The organism is Clostridium beijerinckii, assembly GCF_008705175.1.
GTDB lineage: Bacteria > Bacillota > Clostridia > Clostridiales > Clostridiaceae > Clostridium > Clostridium beijerinckii.
In genome coordinates this window covers 3183233-3200381 of record NZ_CP043998.1, presented here as the reverse complement: position 1 = coordinate 3200381, position 17149 = coordinate 3183233, and the positions used below count along the sequence as shown (strand labels likewise).

The following is a 17149-nucleotide window of genomic DNA, read 5'->3' as shown; positions in this document are numbered from 1 at the left end:
ATGTTAATATGGTTGAGGTGCTTTAATAAAGCCCTCTATCCATATTAAATAGAAAATGAAAAGAGGTGGTAATATGCATAAGAATAGGGTGGGTTATATGTTTATTGTACCGGCCGTTATATTTATGCTATTATTTGTTGGTTATCCAATAATATATAATATTTTACTAAGTTTGCAAGATGTTAATGTTATGACTGTAAACAGTCCAATAAAAGAATTTGTAGGGTTTAAGAATTATATAGAATTATTTAAAAGCTCTGTGCTTCTGGTAGCTATCGGAAATACTCTTTATTATACTGTTGTATGCATAATTTTTCAATTTGTGCTAGGTTTTGCATTTGCATTGTTCTTTAATATAGAATTCACTTTTTCAAAATTTATAAGAGGTTTGGTTATGGTATCTTGGTTAATACCAATGACTATTAATGCATTATCATTTAAATTTATGTTTAGTCCAAGTGGTGGAGTTATTAATCAAATACTTATGAATCTTCATGTTATAAATCAGCCTTTGGACTGGCTTATACAGCCCAATAGTGCAATGTGGGGGCTTATTATAACTAATGTATGGGTTGGAATCCCTTTTAATATGATTCTTTTAACAACTGGATTGAGTACGATTCCTAAATCTATTTATGAAAGTGCCAGTCTTGATGGAGCAAATTGGTTTCAAAAACTATTTTATATAACTATTCCATCTATAAAACCTGCAATTTTGTCAGTGTTAATGCTTGGATTTATTTATACATTTAAAGTATTTGACCTTGTTTTTATAATGACAAATGGTGGACCCGTAAATGCAACAGAAGTTTTGTCTACTTTATCATATAAGCTATCATTTAATCAATATAGCTATAGCCAAGGTTCAGCAGTAGCCAATATTCTGTTCTTAACTCTATTTATAGTAAGCCTATTCTATGTAAAATTAATAAAAGAAGATGAGGTGATGTAATTTGGAGGAAAGAAGATATATTAAACCGAGAACTAACATTATTTTAAATATTATAGCAGTAATAGTTGGGGCAATATTTCTATTCCCTTTATATTGGGTAATTATAAGTTCATTTAAAAGTGATGCTGAAATATTTAGAAATCCTCCGACCTTTTTTCCTGAACAGCTTACATTAAGTGCATATGCTGCTCAAATAACAGGTGAATATAGTATATTCAAAGGGTTTTTTAACAGCTGTTTCATAAGTTTTTCGGTTCTTGTAATCACATTGCTTTTTGCAGTGCCATCAGCATATGGTCTTGCAAGGTATAGAATTAAAGGTAAAAAACTATTTATTCAATCATTTCTTATTACTCAGATGCTTCCGGCAACTTTATTATTAACGCCAATGTTTATAATATTTGGGAGATTTAGAATATTAAATACTTACTTATCACCTATTCTTGCTGACTGCACAATATCTATACCATTTGTTGTAATTATACTAAGAACGTATTTTTTATCCATACCTAAGGAACTGGAGGACTCTGCCAGGGTTGATGGGTGCAATACATTCCAAGCTTTTATAAGAATTATACTTCCAGTATCTTATCCAGGTATTATAATGGCTGCAGTATTTTCATTCTTATTTGCCTGGGGGGATTTGATTTTTGCTTTAACATTTATGAATGAGCAAAGCATGAGACCAATGACTGCAGGAATTTATAATTTTATGGGGCAATACGGTTTAGCTTGGAATAAAATAATGGCTTTTGGTACACTCACTATAATTCCGGTAGTAGCAATATTTATATTCATGCAAAAATATATAATCGGTGGTTTAGCTAGTGGTGCAGTAAAAGAATAATTAAAATGTAACAGGAAAAAGTTAGGTAAATAAATACTTTAGAAATTCACAATAGACTGAGAAGAATAATAAATAGGAGGGATTAATATGGGACAATTTGATGATAACAGAGAATTTTTATTAGGATATTTTGAGGAAAAGGATGGAGCTCTTTGCTATAGATATGATGCAGAACGTCTTATTATCATGCCATGGGGGCCAAATAGTTTAAGGATTAAATCCACAAAAGAACCAGATATGCCTATGGAGGATTGGGCTCTTATAGAACCAAAACCATCTAATGCTAAGATTAGTATTGAGAATTATAGTGCAAAAATCGTAAATGGTAAGATTACAGCAGTTATTAATCAGATTGGAAAATTGGAATTTTATAATCAGAAAGGTGAATTGTTGTTAGAGGAATATGTTCGTAATCGTAAGGATATGTATAGTTCTACTTGTAGTTCTCTAGAAGTCGAAGGAAGAGAATTCAAGCCGATTATAGGAGGAGATTATCATCTAAGTATGAGGTTTGTTTCTAATCCAGATGAAAAAATCTATGGTATGGGGCAATATCAACAGCCGTTCTTAGACGTGAAAGGAGCAGATTTAGAGTTAGCCCACAGAAATTCTCAGGCTAGCGTGCCATTTGCTCTATCATCTTTGGGTTATGGATTTCTTTGGAACAATCCTGCAGTGGGACGTGTGAATTTTGGAAAGAATATTACTACATGGGAAGCATATTCTACAAAGAAGCTGGACTATTGGATTACTGCAGGAGACACTCCAGCAGAGATTGAAGAAGCATATGCTGATGCAACTGGAAAAGTTCCTATGATGCCAAAATACGCTATGGGATTCTGGCAATGTAAGTTACGTTATCAGACCCAGGAAGAACTTTTAGAAGTAGCAAGGGAATATAAGAAACGCAATCTTCCTATCTCTGTTATTGTGGTAGATTTTTTCCACTGGCCACTACAAGGCGAATGGAAGTTTGATCCAACATACTGGCCAGATCCAGATGCTATGATAAAAGAACTTAAGGACATGGGAATTGAATTGATGGTATCTATTTGGCCAACTGTAGATTATAGAAGTGAAAATTTTGACGAAATGATGAATAAGGGATTACTCGTTAGAACAGATAAAGGTTTCCGCATTTGTATGAATTTCATGGGAAATACTATACATTATGACCCTACTAATCCTGAGGCGAGAGAGTATGTATGGCAGAAAGCTAAGAAAAATTACTACGATAAGGGTGTGAAGATTTTCTGGCTTGATGAAGCAGAGCCTGAATATAGCGTTTATGATTTCGAAAATTACCGATATCATTTAGGGCCAAATGTGCAGGTAGGAAACATTTATCCTATGATGTATGCAAAAACATTCTTTGATGGTATGAAAGCAGAGGGACAGGAAGGTATAATTAATTTGTTACGCTGCGCATGGGCTGGATCTCAAAGATACGGTGCGTTAGTTTGGTCAGGCGATATACATTCTTCCTTTGAAAGTCTCAGAAATCAGTTTGCAGCAGGATTGAATATGGGACTTGCAGGAATTCCTTGGTGGACTACAGATATTGGAGGATTCTTCGGAGGACATATTGATGATCCAGATTTCCATGAGGTATTGATCCGCTGGTTTGAATACGGAACTTTCTGCCCAGTTATGAGACTTCATGGTTATCGCTGGCCTTTCAAACCTCAGTATGGAACAACAGGCGGAGCTGAATGTGTATCTGGTGCTGATAATGAAGTATGGTCTTATGGAGATAAGGTATATGAAATCTGCAAGAAATATTTGAAAATAAGAGAAGCAATGATGCCTTATATTACTACTTTAATGGAAGAAGCACATAAAAAAGGAACTCCAGTCATGCGACCAATGTTCTATGATTTTCCAGAAGATAAACTCTGTTGGGAAAATGAATCGCAATATATGTTTGGGCCAAATATCTTAGTTGCACCTATTATGGAAAAAGGTCAGACTGAACGTGAGGTATATCTACCAGCAGGTTCAAATTGGACTAATGCATGGACAAAAGAAGAAATGGAAGGTGGACAAACAATACTTGTAGATGCACCAATTGATCAAATTCCATTATTTTTAAGGGATTATAAGGAAGGATCTTGCACTATAAATATTTAAAATTAATATCATAAATCGGCAATTTGGGGTTATAATCCCAGCTGATCAAATCGGTTGATTTTTATCATTGTTAAATAGGATGTATTTAGATAAGAGCTTATGTAATGTAAGCTCTTATTTTATGGTAGAATATACCTATAGCGTAGATGAGTTAATACTGTTACGTGTTTATATATAAAAAGTTGTATTTAGAGAAATTAATTAAGAAAGGCTAATAGAAATTAGCTATGCCTTTTCTACTATTAGCTGCATCATAGCAGGAATAACAGTTAAAATCTTATTTTAAGTAAGTATAGTATGGGGTATAATATACTATAAGAAGAAATGAAAAAGAAATGGAAGTGATGAAATGGAATTTAAGCCACTGCCAATAGGTATAGATAATTTTGAAAAACTAATAACTAGAGGTTATTACTTCGTTGATAAAACTTTACTTATAAAAGATTTATTAGATAATAAAGCAGATGTTAATTTGTTTACAAGACCACGAAGGTTTGGAAAGACCTTAAATATGAGTATGCTTCAATATTTCTTTGAAAATAAAGGGAAAGACAATTCTTATTTATTTGAGGATTTAAAAATAATGAATGCAGGAGAAAAGTACACATCCCATATGGGTAAATATCCTGTAATTAATTTGTCGTTAAAATCTGCCAAACAGCCAACATTTGAATTAGCACTAAGATGTATTAAAGATGAGCTGGTAGATGAATTTAGGCGCCATGATTATATTTTGAAAAGTGATAAATTAAATAAAGAAAAAGAAAAATATCTAAAAATTACAAAAGCACAAGAGGATGATTCACTTTATATAACGGCCTTAAAATTTTTATCACAATGTTTAGAAAAGTATCATGAAAAAAAAGTTATCATACTTATAGATGAATATGATGTACCCCTTGAAAATTCATTCTTTGAGGGCTTCTATGAGCAAATGATTGCGTTCATAAGGTCGCTTTTTGAATCAGCGTTAAAAACTAATAGTTCCTTAGAATTTGCTGTAATAACAGGATGCCTTAGAATTTCTAAAGAAAGCATTTTTACAGGCTTAAATAATATTGAAATTATCTCTATATTAAATAAATCATATGACGAATACTTTGGATTCACTCAAAATGAAGTTAATAAAATGCTTGAAGATTATAACTTGAGTGAAAAAGATATCTTAGTAAAAGAATGGTACAATGGATATATTTTTGGAGGTGCTGAGGTTTATAATCCGTGGAGTGCAGTAAGATTTGTAAAAGATTTAGTAACAGACCTTAATACATTTCCATCTTCTTATTGGGCAAATACAAGTTCAAACAGCATAGTTAGAAGTCTCATTGAAAAAGCAGATGCCGCAACTAAAAAAGAAATTGAGCTGTTAATTGAAGGGAAATCTATAGAAAAGCCGGTACATGAAGATATAACCTATGATGAAATTTACGACACAATGGATAACTTATGGAACTTCATGTTTTTTACTGGATATTTTAAAAAAGTTAATGAAAGAATGAACAGTGAAGATAATAGGTACTTGGAATTAAGTATCCCTAATAGAGAAGTTAAATACATTTTTAGAACTAAAATTCTAAAATGGTTTGAGGAAAAAATAAAAGCTAATGATTTAAGTGTTTTATATACTTCAATATTTAATAAAGATAGTGACACTTTTCAAAAAGAACTAAATAAACTTTTAAGAGAAACCATAAGCTTTAACGATGCATATGAAAATTTCTATCATGGTTTTGTGGTTGGAGTTCTATCTAATATGCATGATCATATAGTAAAGTCTAACAGAGAGACTGGTGATGGCAGATGTGATATTTATATAAAATCTCCATCAATATTCGAACCAGCTGTAATAATAGAACTTAAAGTTTCAGATAACCCTAAAGAAATCTTTAGAAAATGTAATGAAGCATTAGAGCAGATAGAAGAGAAGAAATACGAATTAGAGCTTAAAGAAGAAGGCTATGAAGATATAATTAAATATGGGATTTCTTTTTATAGAAAGGATTGCATTATTAAACTAGGTCAATAGTTATAAGATAAGAAAAATTGATGATTAACATATATGATGATTATGAATATATGTTTTGTGAGTTTGAAGACGAGGCACAAGGAGATGCTATGGAGAATAAGGAAATACCATTTTAGAGTTTACTTAATGTAAGCTCTTATTTTATGGTAAAATATACTTATAATATAGATTAATTATCACTTTTACGTGTTTATAAAGATTAGATTTGTGGAAAAAACGGTGAAATTAAGATTAATAATTTTAAAATTGATTTCAGAAGTTAAAATGAAAAATACAAGCTTTTAGAAGCTAAATTACAGGAAGAATAAAATAATTTTTAATTTATATTAGTAACTTTCATTTTTAAGCATATATCCTATATAGATAAATTATTAAAAATGGGAGCGTGTTAAAAATGAGAGAAAGAAAATGTGTTAAATTTAATGTGAATATGTATGAGGATACAAAGTTCAAAATAATAGATAGAATGGAAAAAAGAGATCTTATAAATTATGTTTGGACTAGGCTTGTGGTTCTTGCAGGTAAGGTCAATTTAGAAGGAGAATTATTTTTATCTAGAAATATACCATATACTCTAGAGACTTTGGCTATAGAGTTCAATAGAGAAGTATCTGAAATAGAATTAGCTATAAAAACTTTTATAGACTTAGAAATGGTTGAACTCACTCAAGATAAAATATATAAAGTAAAAAACTTTGTAAAGCATCAAAATATTAAAACAAAAGAAAAAGTTCAAAATAAACATAAGGCAGAAGAAGTAGAAATTAACGAGAAGAAACAGCTAAGCACCAGCTGTATAGAGAATATTAATGTGGAGAGTGAGAATAAACATAAGGATAATAAAGTAATTGATATAAAAGATAATATTGCAAATAAAAATGTCACTAATGCTGATAATAAAAGCTGTATGGAAACAAGTACAAGTGTACATTTAAACAGCTGTAATAAGAATGTAACAGAAGTAGATAATGAAGCTACTCAGAAATTAAATATGGAAAAATACAAAAGCAAAGAGCTTTTACCTAATGAGATAGTAACTACCTTAGAGAAGAAAAAGGTGAGAAATGGAAGTAAGCCTAAGAAAAAAGAGAAGATTAATGAAATTAGTGTTGTTGATGAAGTAGAAAATGATGATCTGATGAAGATTACTGAAGGGGAGCCGGTAATAGGAAAAGATGAGGAGATTGTTTTGGCATTTAGCTTTTAGCAGAAGGAAAAACTTCAAGTATATTTAATACTCCATGTAGACAAGCTACGTATGCTGAAAACTACACAAAAGCTATTGAAGAAAATAAAGCAAATTTAGGCGTAAGCTTAAGTCCATTATCTTATGGAATATGTGACAAAATCCGTGAAATAGATGATGTTATAGACGCATTATGTTTAGCAATTGCAGGAGTTATTGGATTAGAAAATAGATCTGAAACAATATCTGAGGTGGCTATGGATGGTAAAAGAGGAATAAAAATGCAAGTGGTTTATGTAGAGTAAAATCTTATTTTTATGTTAGAATGTAGATAGATTGTATTAAAATGGGTGAGGTTGAATGGATAAAGTATATATGCCACAAGAAACTATAATATTACCAAAAGAAATATGTGAAGTCCCTTATAGTAATGAGGTTGATTATGCCACGTTTTCTAGAGCACTTAGAGATGATAAGGTTGTAGCAAGTTATAAGATGTATTGGCTGCTGGCTTTATTAGATGAAATTTCTTTGGGTAATTTTGAAATAGAATTTAGAACATTAATATGTAAAATGGTCGTAAAGGCTTGGTATCCTCTTTTGAAATATAAGTTAAGTTTTGGATTATGTGATAATTTAGCAAAAGTAGCTACTTACATTTCAGATACATATAACTTGGAAAGCAATTATGATGAACGTAAGCTCTTTGATTTTATATATTCATCACAAGATAAAACATTAAATAAAATGCTTAAAGAATTAACTTTAAATGTACCATATAGATTTTTATCACCATTTTTTGAGAATAAACTTAGAGGTCAGAAAAAAGTTCAAAAGCTCATAGAAGAACTATCCAAAGAAGATAATGAATGCATTTATGAAATTTATAAAAATAATAAGGATGAAAATTGCATTAGGATTAAAGACAATTGGTGTAATTACTTAAAGTTTAACTACAGAATTATTCAAGGCTGGGCGTATTATAAATTGGTATGCTTCCTGCAAAAGCGCAATCCAAATGTACCAGGTATAGCAATGAAATTAGAAGCTCCTAAAAATAGAGACTTGAGAGAGCAGACAAAGATATGGAAACAAGTTATAGAAAAAAGGCATATAACTGACTTGTATACAGGCTTAGATTTCACAGAAAGAAATTATAATGATTATGGAGTTTTAAGCATAGATCACTTTATACCTTGGAGTTTTGTCCTTCATGATCAAATGTGGAATTTGGTACCTACTTTTAAGAATATCAATAGTAAGAAAAGTGATAATTTACTCCAATATGATACATATATTGATAGTTTTTGTGAAATGCAGTATGAAGCCTTTTGCTTTGTAGTTGATGAAAACAGGAAAAATCAAATAGAAGAATATGGACAAGTACTTAAGGTTGATAATCTTAGGAAGTTTAAAAAAGAAAATAATGAAGATGAATTCGTTAAAAGAATGAAACAAGAGATTGGCCCTGTTTATGGGGTAGCAGTAAATCAGGGGTTTGGAGTTTTGGAAAATTTTACTTGGCGAATAATTTAAAATATAAGAAAAATCGAGCAAATTTATACATATATGCTCGATTTTTTTCATATCTGGTAAAAACAACAAATTCGGGGTTTTAATATTATGTAAATTAGTAATATAATGTATAATGTGGATAGCCATACGAATTAGGACGAATAGGGGGGATAATAATGAGTGTTTTGTTAGGTATGATTGTGTTTTTTAGTTTTATAGGACTTATAGCAGTAATACCACTACTTATTTATTCAAGAAAGAAAAAAGATTTCAAGTATAAACCAGAAAAATTATCAAAGATACTTAAGGGATTGGCGGTTACATTTGTGGTTTCGATAATCTTATGTAACTTTGTAGGAACACCTAACAATAGTACAAAATCCGTACAAGGGCAAGTTCAGCAAGAAGAAAGCCAAGAAACTAATGTAACGGACAGATCAATTAACAATGGAAAATATACAGGAGCCTTCAGAAATGGAAAAAGAGAAGGAAATGGAACTTTCACATCTAAAAATGGGGATGTTTATAAAGGCGAGTGGAAGGATGACAAAGAAAATGGACAAGGCACTTTAAATTATGCCAATGGGGATACTTATTCAGGAAATTATGAAAATGGAGTAAGATCTGGAAAAGGAACTTTTACGTGGAAGAGTACTAATGATACGTACAATGGTGATTGGAGTTCAGATGTCATGAATGGGGAAGGTATTTATACTTTTGGATCAGGAAAAAATTCAGGAGATAAATATGTTGGCAGCTTTGTTAAAAATAAAATGGATGGTAAAGGTACATATACATATAGTAATGGAAAGACATTAACAGGAACTTGGAAAGATAACAAGTTAGTTGGAGAAAGTAAATAAGGGGTGCACATATGGCGAAAATTAATTATCCTAAAATAAATAAAAACATTCAAGATTTTATTTATGAAGAAGAAGGGAATATAAGCAGAGATAAGGTACTATTTATTGGGTCAATGTTGATTATTTTAGCAGCAATGATACCTTCAAAAGCTTTTGCGGGGCACAGATCACATTCATCTCATGCATCGCATTCTTCACATACATCATCAGCTCCACCTCCAGGACATGCATCACATGAATCGCATGCATCACACGCTTCACATACATCATCTACAGGCGTGCAAGATCCAAGCTTAACGCAAAGAACATCAGATGCAACTGATTCAACTTCAATATCAGGTACACATAGTGCAGTATCAGCTCAAGCTGATGCAAATACTGTATCATCAACTAACTCAAGTAGTAGCACTACTACAACAGGAAATGAAACAGTTACGCAAACACCAGGCACGCCACAAATACCTGATCCAACACCCAAAATGTAATAGAAAGTAGAGAAAATGTATGAATGATAATATAACAAAGGAAAATGAAAACTCTATAAAATTTTACCTTGATAAGGAAGTATATAACATTAAAACAATAATGAAAGCTGCATACAATTTCATAGAAGAATTTTATATTTTGCTAGATTATATTAATGATAGTATTGAAGTCACTTTTGAATGTAAATCATCAAAAAGCAGTGAAGAAATGAAAAAATATAAAGGTGAATTTTATAATGAATTGTTAAGGCAGAACATTAGATATATGGTATCACAGGATACTAAAAATATTAGAGAGTTAGTTATGGGAAGAGCATTATATGATACATGTATTGAATATCAAGATAGTTTTGAAGATGATGAAGTAAGTGAAAAGAACTCTGATTTCGATGACCAATTTGATATATTAGTTAATTGGTTTGATAAAAATGAGGTGTAATAGTATGCAACAAATAGAAATGAACTTTGTGATTTTCGATGAAGACTCAGTACAAAAAGGTTTCGATGAGTTTAAGGTGTTAGTTGAAAGTGAATTGGAGATTTTTCATGATAAAGCGATAATAACTTTTTATACTGATGATATATATATTACAAAAGAATTTTCAAATTACGTTATAGCTTTAAGTGCTGCTGGAGCATAAAGAGATATGATTAATAATTTATATATAACGTTTTTAATTTTATGTCTATTAGCCATAAGTGTTATGACATTTATAACTGATTTTAATCATGGGAAAATATTAAATAGGCATTTAAAAATATTTATGAAGGTAGGGTTTATAATTCAGCTTTTGTATAGTTTATATCTTATATTCTATGAAAAGCAGATTCACTTTTTTAGCGGATACTTTATAAATTTATTTATAGGGACATTTGTCTCAATTTGTCTGTATTACTTTGATATTTGGGGAGCTGGGGATTCAAAATATGTGATGTTAATGCTTTTGATATCCCCAGTTAACATTTTTATGGAGAATGATGCTATTGCTATTCATGGATTGATGATTTTTGTAATTACATTTGCAATTGCCTTTATATATTTATTTGGTGAAAGTTTATATTTTTTTATTAAGGAAGTACCTGCACTTAAAAATAAGAAAGCTTTTAATATTGACTCTGCTAAAGAATTTATTATAAATTGGATAGTATCTTATTCTTTTATAACAATTATTTATAAAAGTATTAATCTAATATCAAGAGGATTTCTGGTAGTCAACATGATGCTAGTTAGATTTTCAATAATGCTAATTATGTTCTATTTTTTAGATAAGATAAGAAAAAAAAGAATAGGTATTTTAATAGTGATATTAGCAATTTTAAGTAATATATTGGATTATTTTATTAATGGATATGCTAGTAGCTTTATAATAAACTATAAAATATTACTATTTATATTAGCTGTAATAGTTATAAGAAACTTATGTTCTAGATATAACTACAAGAAAATAAAAACAGATTCTGTAAAAGCTGGAATGATACTTTCTGCAGGGACTTTTGTTGGATTTTTTAATTCAAGAGTTAAGGGGCTTCCTAAATTTCAATCAGAGTCAATTCGTTCAAAGATAACTTCGGAGGAAGCAGAAAGTGTTAGAAGGTGGGCAAATAGTAAATATGGACAAGAATATGTTTATATTGTTAGGCAAATTCCATTTGCTCCATTTATATCACTTGGAGCTATAGGAAGTATCTTATATTTTATCTTTTAAAAGGAGCACATTAAATGGAATTGATTGGAAAAATTACATATGATAATACAAATCTAAAAGAAAATTCAATATTAGTTATTAAAGATAATGATTATGAAGCATTTAAAGAGGGCTTTTTAGGATATATATTTGAAGGCAAGTTACTTCCAGAAAAACTAAAAAGTTATTTAGAGAAAAAGAAAATTTATTTTATTTTTGGAATCAATATAAATAGGCTAGAATCCGGGGATATAGTAAATTTAAATTCAGATAAAAATTCATTAAAGGTATTGTATAAAGGGAATTCTACAGAACAAATTATTTTAACAACTAATCAATGTAATAATAATTGTATAATGTGTCCAGATGCTGATGGGATTAGAAAAACACGACATAATGCAGACATAGATGCTTTAATTGCAGCAATTAAATTAATGGATAGTAGTACCAAATTTATATGCATTACTGGTGGAGAACCAACTTTGTTAAAACAGGACTTGTTTGACATCTTAGATACATGTACCAATAGCTTTAACAATGCTGAATTTATAATGCTAACAAATGGAAGAACCTTTCATTATGAAAATTATACTAGGGAATTTATAAAGCATAGCCCCAATAACATGATTATTGGAATTCCACTTCATTCTCATAGGAAGGAAATACATGATGACATAACAAGAGCTAATGGCAGCTATGTCCAAACTGTAAGTGGAATGAAAAATCTGTTAAAGCATAAGCAGCTTGTTGAAATAAGAGTTGTAATAAATAAATTGAATTATTTAGATTTAGTCAATATAGCAGAAATGATTAGTACGGAGTTTCCAAATTGCCACAGAGTAAATTTTATGGCTATGGAAATACTGGGAAATGCATATATGAACCTTGATGAAGTCTGGGTTGATTTTGAAGATTTTAAGGAACAACTAGAAAAGGCATGTATGATTTTATTATCTAAAGGAATTCGCTCATACATTTATAATATTCCATTATGTTATATTGATAAAAAATTTTGGAGTATAAGTAAGCGAAGTATCACTGAATATAAGGTTAGATATGGAGAAGAATGTGAGGGGTGCAAAGTAAAGGAAAAGTGTGGAGGCTTCTTTTTTTCTACTAAGAAATTTAAAAAATTAAAGGGAATAGGTATTGTGTAATGAAAAGTTTAACAAAAGCGGACTATAAGCTTAATTATTTTAATTTTGAAAATACAAATGATAAGTACCTGATTACTAATGATTTAGGCAGATTTTTATTTATTGATAAAAATGATATGAAGAATATTATTGAACATAATTTTAATATTTCTGAGAATGTACTTCAATTGTTAGAAGATAACTATTTTATATATAAAGATAGAGATGAATTTATTGAAAAAGCGTCAAATGAATTAAGCAAGATGAAAAATTACCTTAACGGTGGGACTAAATTACATATATTTGTTCTTACTACCTTTTGTAATTTAAGCTGCATATACTGCCAAGCATCAGCTAAAAACAATGTTGCAAATTGTGAAGCTAATCATAAGTTTATGAGTAAAGAAATAGCAAAAAAAGCAGTTGATATAGCGCTTCAATCTCCATCTATGAATTTAACCTTTGAATTTCAAGGAGGAGAGCCACTGGCAAACTTTGAAGTGTTAAAATACATTGTAAATTATTCTAGGGAAAGAAATAAAGAATTGGAAAAAAATATATGCTATTCTATGGTTTCAAATTTAACATTATTAGATGAGGAAATGATAGATTTTATTCTGGAAAATAATATCGGATTATCTACATCAATTGATGGTCCCGAGGCCGTACATAATGTAAATAGAAAATATAATAAGGGAAATAGCCTAGAAATAACTAAAAGCAAAATAAAACAAATTAATAATATAGCTAATTCATCAAATATAGTCCAAGCGATACAGACAACAAGTAAATTTAGTCTTAATTATCCAAAAGAAATAGTTGATGAATATGTTTCATTAGGATTAAAAACAATATTTGTGCGACCATTAACACCAATGGGATATGCAGCAAAATACTGGGGTGAATTTGGATATACTGCAGATGAGTATTTAAATTTCTATGAGAAAACCTTAGATTATATAATAGAGCTTGCTTTAAAAGGAATAAGGATTTCAGAAGCTAATGCAGTAATATTCTTAAAGAAAATTCTAAATAATGATCCAATTAATTATATGGAATTAAGGTCGCCTTGTGGCGGTGCTATTGGACAACTTGCTTATAATTACGATGGAAATATTTATACCTGTGATGAAGGAAGAATGTTAGCCGAAATGGGTGATGAAAGCTTTAAACTGGGAAATGTATTTGAAAATAACCTTAAAGATTTGATAAAAAGCCCAGTATGTAAAACTGTAGCAGTTTCATCATGTTTAGAAGCAATCCCAGGATGTGAGCAATGTGTTTATAGCCCATATTGCGGAGTATGCCCTGTATGTAATTATGCTCAGTATGGTAATTTGTTTGCTCCTAATATAAATTCTTATAGGTGTAGGATTTATAAGGGGATGTTGGAGATATTGTTTAAGAAAATTAATCAAAATGATGAGAATGTTATTGGGATTTTTCATAGATGGGTGGAGTAAAGTGTTTATAAAATTTATATAAGGATTATGTATATAATTGGAAGTTGTAAAATGAGTTAATAAAGTTTGATATATAAAGAAATAAGGGATCATATGGAATACAAAAAAATTCAAGAAATTTAAAAACAACAAGTGATTATTTAGAAAACTTACTTTATAAAAAAAATTGGAAAAATGATGTATTTTTTGTTATAATTTTATTAAATTTACTAATCTAAGTGGACTAAGTTCTTTAGTTAATTTAAATATGTGAATATATTAGTAAATATTATAGTAATAATAAATGTTATAACATTGTTTACATAAAAATATCAAATTAAATAGTTATGTAGAAGAACTTATGTAGCACTAATTTTATATTCGGTATGAACAGGAGAAAGTGTATGGATGAAAAAACTGAAGTGTACCAAAAGAAAACAATTGAGGCTGCTCTCAATACAATTACCACGAAATTGGAAGAACTCACTGTAGATAAAGAAATAAAAAGACGTCGTTGGATATGGGAGCTAATCCAAAATGCAAATGACTGTGCCACCGAAGATGGTGTAACAATATGGATTAAAACAAATAAAGATGAACTCGTTTTTTCTCATAATGGTAATATATTCACATATAATAATCTGCTTGACTTAATAACTCAGATATCTTCTAAAAGAACGGATGATGATGAAAAGGTTGGGAAATTTGGGACAGGATTTATAGCGACTCATTTAATTTCTGAAATTGTGACGGTTAAAGGTGTTTATCACAATAAAAAGGATTCTATGAATTATAAGTGTTTGTCACTAAAAATAGATCGTAGTGGGAAAACAGATGAAGAAATTAAAAATAGTATTATGAAATCAATTAATGATTTAGACTTGCTTGATTCTGGACAGAATATTGAATGGAATTATGACAAAAACGTACCAACAACATCTTTTGTTTATGACCTGACTAATAATCGATCTACAGACATAGAAACTGCAATAAAAAGTGGTGAAAATGACTTAGATAAAGCGATAGCATTTGTATTAGCTTTTTCAGATAGAATTAAAAAAGTAATTTTTAATCAAACAGCATATTATAGTACCTGCAATCAAATAACAATTAATGAAAATATGCGTGTTATTGAAGTAGAAATGACATACGGAGATCCACTAAAGCGCCCTACTTATAAAAAAATATTAGTCTGCTCTGATCCAATAAAGGACGTGTCAATTGCTGTGTTAGTAGAACCATGTGGTAATAATAATGCTTTTCGTTGCTGCTCTACTAAAGATATGACAAAGCTATTTTGCACATTTCCATTGATAGGCACTGAAGATTTTTGTTTTCCAATACTTTTGAATTCTCCAAACTTTAAAGTTTTACAAGAAAGAAACGATATAAATGAGGAAAATTCTAACAACAAAGAAATCTTAGAAACAGCAAAATACTTGTATAAAAAAGTTGTAAGATACGCTTCTGAAAACAATTGGAGTGATCTATACAATTTGTGTTATATGAGCAAATCAAAAGACACACAGTTTCAAAGGCAAACTTTTGACTCAATTCAAGCTATTTATAGAGTGCTACCAATTGTTGATGTTCAAAAATATATTGATTCTAATAATAAAAAAAGTTTATATTCCACTGAAAATGGGAAGTTAACTCATGCTGTTATTATTCCATTTATGGACAATCCTGAATATTCCGATGAATTATGGGATCTAATTAGCCAAATAAAAACTAAACCAATTCCTACAAAGATAAGCAATAAACACTGGTCAGCGATTTCTCCAGGTAATAAAGTAACATTACAAAAAGTATATAACATTCTTTTAAAAGATAAAATGATATCCGATTTTTGTACGTGGTTTGATAGAGTTGATGATGCGATACCGTGGCTTAATAATTTTTATAACTTATGGATTAGGAGCAGTGACAACCAAGAATTTTTATCAAAAGGAATAGCACCAAACCAAATGGACCAATTTGTAGAGGTATCTAAGCTAAATTTTGATAATAATATTGATGAAGAATTAAAAGATATTTTAACTTTTTTTGAACCTAATTTCAAAACAAAGTTATTATATAAAGGACTTACTGCATTAGCTGATATTAGAATTAATTCGTACGATAACGAAGCTGTTTCTAGCAAAATAAATGATTATATCCGCAAACAGTTTTCAAATGAAAGCAATAATACAGTTAAGAGATCAACTAGCATACAAGACATATTTAATAGAATTTCTGACTGGTTTTTGAAAAAACCAGATATAGCAAAGCCATTATTTAAAGACATATTTGATAAAAAGCATCAACTTTCTAGTCATGAAGAAACAATTAGGAGACTTGAATTAGCTGCTAATGTTGAAAGCACTATGAAAGAAAACAACTTAGAACTAGCTCAATTAGATATTTTTATTAAAGAAAGTAGTCGGTTGTTACAGTTGTATGAAAAAGGGGATATAATGTTCTCGGAAGATGCAAAAAAACTGTTTCAGCATATTTCTTCAAAGTCAATTTACTCAAAAGAAAGATTAGAGTATCTAATGAAAAGAAGTATTGAAAATATTTATAATTCATTGTCCAAAAACCCTTTATATACAATTGAGTCGACTTTGAGTGAATGGCAACAAAATAAGTATTCAACTACTGTCTTTTCTGCAATAAGAGATAAAACAAATATAAGAATTGTTATACGACCAAGTGATGATGATAAAATTATTTTTTATGAAGATGCTGAATTAGAAGCATTAGATGACACGGCTTATGAGCTATGGACAGATGACGGAAAAGGAACAGTCAGGATGATTACTTTAGGCGATTTGATAAAAACAACGGGTATGTCGTCAATTCCGTTAAAAAAAGTATTTTAATAGTTTTCAAAGGAGATT

At 29.8% G+C, this 17149-nt stretch carries 15 protein-coding genes; all 15 read left to right on the top strand.

Annotation, left to right across the window (positions count from 1 at the left end; all coding sequences use genetic code 11):
• The first annotated feature begins 97 nt into the window (after positions 1-97).
• The 15 genes from F3K33_RS14330 to F3K33_RS14265 all read left to right on the top strand — a co-directional run bounded on the left by F3K33_RS14330 (position 98) and on the right by F3K33_RS14265 (position 17131).
• Entirely contained in the window at positions 98-952 is an 855-nt protein-coding gene (locus F3K33_RS14330; RefSeq protein WP_243141300.1) for a carbohydrate ABC transporter permease, read from the top strand.
• A 1-nt stretch (position 953) separates the two neighbouring features.
• On the top strand, positions 954-1799 hold the full coding sequence (locus F3K33_RS14325) for a carbohydrate ABC transporter permease (RefSeq protein WP_039768686.1): 846 nt from the start codon (positions 954-956) through the stop codon (positions 1797-1799).
• 87 nt (positions 1800-1886) lie between these two features.
• Positions 1887-3929 (top strand): glycoside hydrolase family 31 protein, encoded by a 2043-nt coding sequence (locus F3K33_RS14320; protein WP_039768684.1) that lies wholly within the window; start codon positions 1887-1889, stop codon positions 3927-3929.
• A 349-nt stretch (positions 3930-4278) separates the two neighbouring features.
• Entirely contained in the window at positions 4279-5955 is a 1677-nt protein-coding gene (locus tag F3K33_RS14315) for an AAA family ATPase (protein WP_039768682.1), read from the top strand.
• Between the two features lie 394 nt (positions 5956-6349).
• Positions 6350-7162, top strand: coding sequence for a putative phage replisome organizer (locus tag F3K33_RS14310; protein ID WP_039768680.1), 813 nt, complete (start codon positions 6350-6352; stop codon positions 7160-7162).
• A 20-nt stretch (positions 7163-7182) separates the two neighbouring features.
• On the top strand, positions 7183-7446 hold the full coding sequence (locus F3K33_RS27150; RefSeq protein ID WP_420808879.1) for a DUF429 domain-containing protein: 264 nt from the start codon (positions 7183-7185) through the stop codon (positions 7444-7446).
• Positions 7447-7501: 55 nt separating this feature from the next.
• Positions 7502-8677, top strand: coding sequence for an HNH endonuclease domain-containing protein (locus F3K33_RS14305; RefSeq protein WP_039768678.1), 1176 nt, complete (start codon positions 7502-7504; stop codon positions 8675-8677).
• Positions 8678-8832: 155 nt separating this feature from the next.
• Positions 8833-9519: an MORN repeat-containing protein gene (locus tag F3K33_RS14300; RefSeq protein WP_051144765.1), complete on the top strand. Its 687-nt coding sequence runs from the start codon at positions 8833-8835 to the stop codon at positions 9517-9519.
• 11 nt (positions 9520-9530) lie between these two features.
• Positions 9531-10004 (top strand): His-Xaa-Ser repeat protein HxsA3, encoded by a 474-nt coding sequence (gene hxsA3 / locus F3K33_RS14295; RefSeq protein ID WP_051144764.1) that lies wholly within the window; start codon positions 9531-9533, stop codon positions 10002-10004.
• Positions 10005-10023: 19 nt separating this feature from the next.
• Entirely contained in the window at positions 10024-10443 is a 420-nt protein-coding gene (hxsD, locus tag F3K33_RS14290; protein ID WP_039768676.1) for a His-Xaa-Ser system protein HxsD, read from the top strand.
• A gap of 4 nt (positions 10444-10447) precedes the next feature.
• Complete coding sequence (locus F3K33_RS14285) at positions 10448-10645, top strand: hypothetical protein (RefSeq protein ID WP_039768674.1); 198 nt, start codon at positions 10448-10450, stop codon at positions 10643-10645.
• Between the two features lie 6 nt (positions 10646-10651).
• A complete protein-coding gene (locus F3K33_RS14280) occupies positions 10652-11710 on the top strand; it encodes a hypothetical protein (RefSeq protein WP_039768671.1) in 1059 nt (352 codons plus the stop codon).
• Between the two features lie 14 nt (positions 11711-11724).
• Positions 11725-12846 carry a His-Xaa-Ser system radical SAM maturase HxsC gene (gene hxsC / locus F3K33_RS14275; RefSeq protein ID WP_051144763.1) on the top strand — a complete coding sequence of 374 codons (1122 nt, stop codon included), beginning with the start codon at positions 11725-11727 and terminating at the stop codon, positions 12844-12846.
• Entirely contained in the window at positions 12846-14288 is a 1443-nt protein-coding gene (gene hxsB / locus F3K33_RS14270) for a His-Xaa-Ser system radical SAM maturase HxsB (RefSeq protein ID WP_039768670.1), read from the top strand. Before hxsC ends, hxsB begins: the two co-directional genes overlap by 1 nt.
• Before the next feature lie 383 nt (positions 14289-14671).
• The gene (locus tag F3K33_RS14265) at positions 14672-17131 is read left to right on the top strand and encodes a sacsin N-terminal ATP-binding-like domain-containing protein (protein ID WP_039768668.1); all 2460 of its coding nucleotides are present in this window, start codon (positions 14672-14674) and stop codon (positions 17129-17131) included.
• Positions 17132-17149: the final 18 nt, after the last annotated feature.

Bases quoted from the DNA above. Each gene is read 5' to 3' on its own strand.
- F3K33_RS14285 (WP_039768674.1), top strand. From the start codon at position 10,448: ATGCAACAAATAGAAATGAACTTTGTGATTTTCGATGAAGACTCAGTA.
- F3K33_RS14320 (WP_039768684.1), top strand. From the start codon at position 1,887: ATGGGACAATTTGATGATAACAGAGAATTTTTATTAGGATATTTTGAG.
- F3K33_RS14315 (WP_039768682.1), top strand. From the start codon at position 4,279: ATGGAATTTAAGCCACTGCCAATAGGTATAGATAATTTTGAAAAACTA.
- F3K33_RS14300 (WP_051144765.1), top strand. From the start codon at position 8,833: ATGAGTGTTTTGTTAGGTATGATTGTGTTTTTTAGTTTTATAGGACTT.
- F3K33_RS14280 (WP_039768671.1), top strand. From the start codon at position 10,652: ATGATTAATAATTTATATATAACGTTTTTAATTTTATGTCTATTAGCC.
- hxsB (WP_039768670.1), top strand. From the start codon at position 12,846: ATGAAAAGTTTAACAAAAGCGGACTATAAGCTTAATTATTTTAATTTT.
- F3K33_RS14310 (WP_039768680.1), top strand. From the start codon at position 6,350: ATGAGAGAAAGAAAATGTGTTAAATTTAATGTGAATATGTATGAGGAT.
- F3K33_RS14305 (WP_039768678.1), top strand. From the start codon at position 7,502: ATGGATAAAGTATATATGCCACAAGAAACTATAATATTACCAAAAGAA.
- hxsC (WP_051144763.1), top strand. From the start codon at position 11,725: ATGGAATTGATTGGAAAAATTACATATGATAATACAAATCTAAAAGAA.
- hxsA3 (WP_051144764.1), top strand. From the start codon at position 9,531: ATGGCGAAAATTAATTATCCTAAAATAAATAAAAACATTCAAGATTTT.
- F3K33_RS14330 (WP_243141300.1), top strand. From the start codon at position 98: ATGTTTATTGTACCGGCCGTTATATTTATGCTATTATTTGTTGGTTAT.
- hxsD (WP_039768676.1), top strand. From the start codon at position 10,024: ATGAATGATAATATAACAAAGGAAAATGAAAACTCTATAAAATTTTAC.
- F3K33_RS14265 (WP_039768668.1), top strand. From the start codon at position 14,672: ATGGATGAAAAAACTGAAGTGTACCAAAAGAAAACAATTGAGGCTGCT.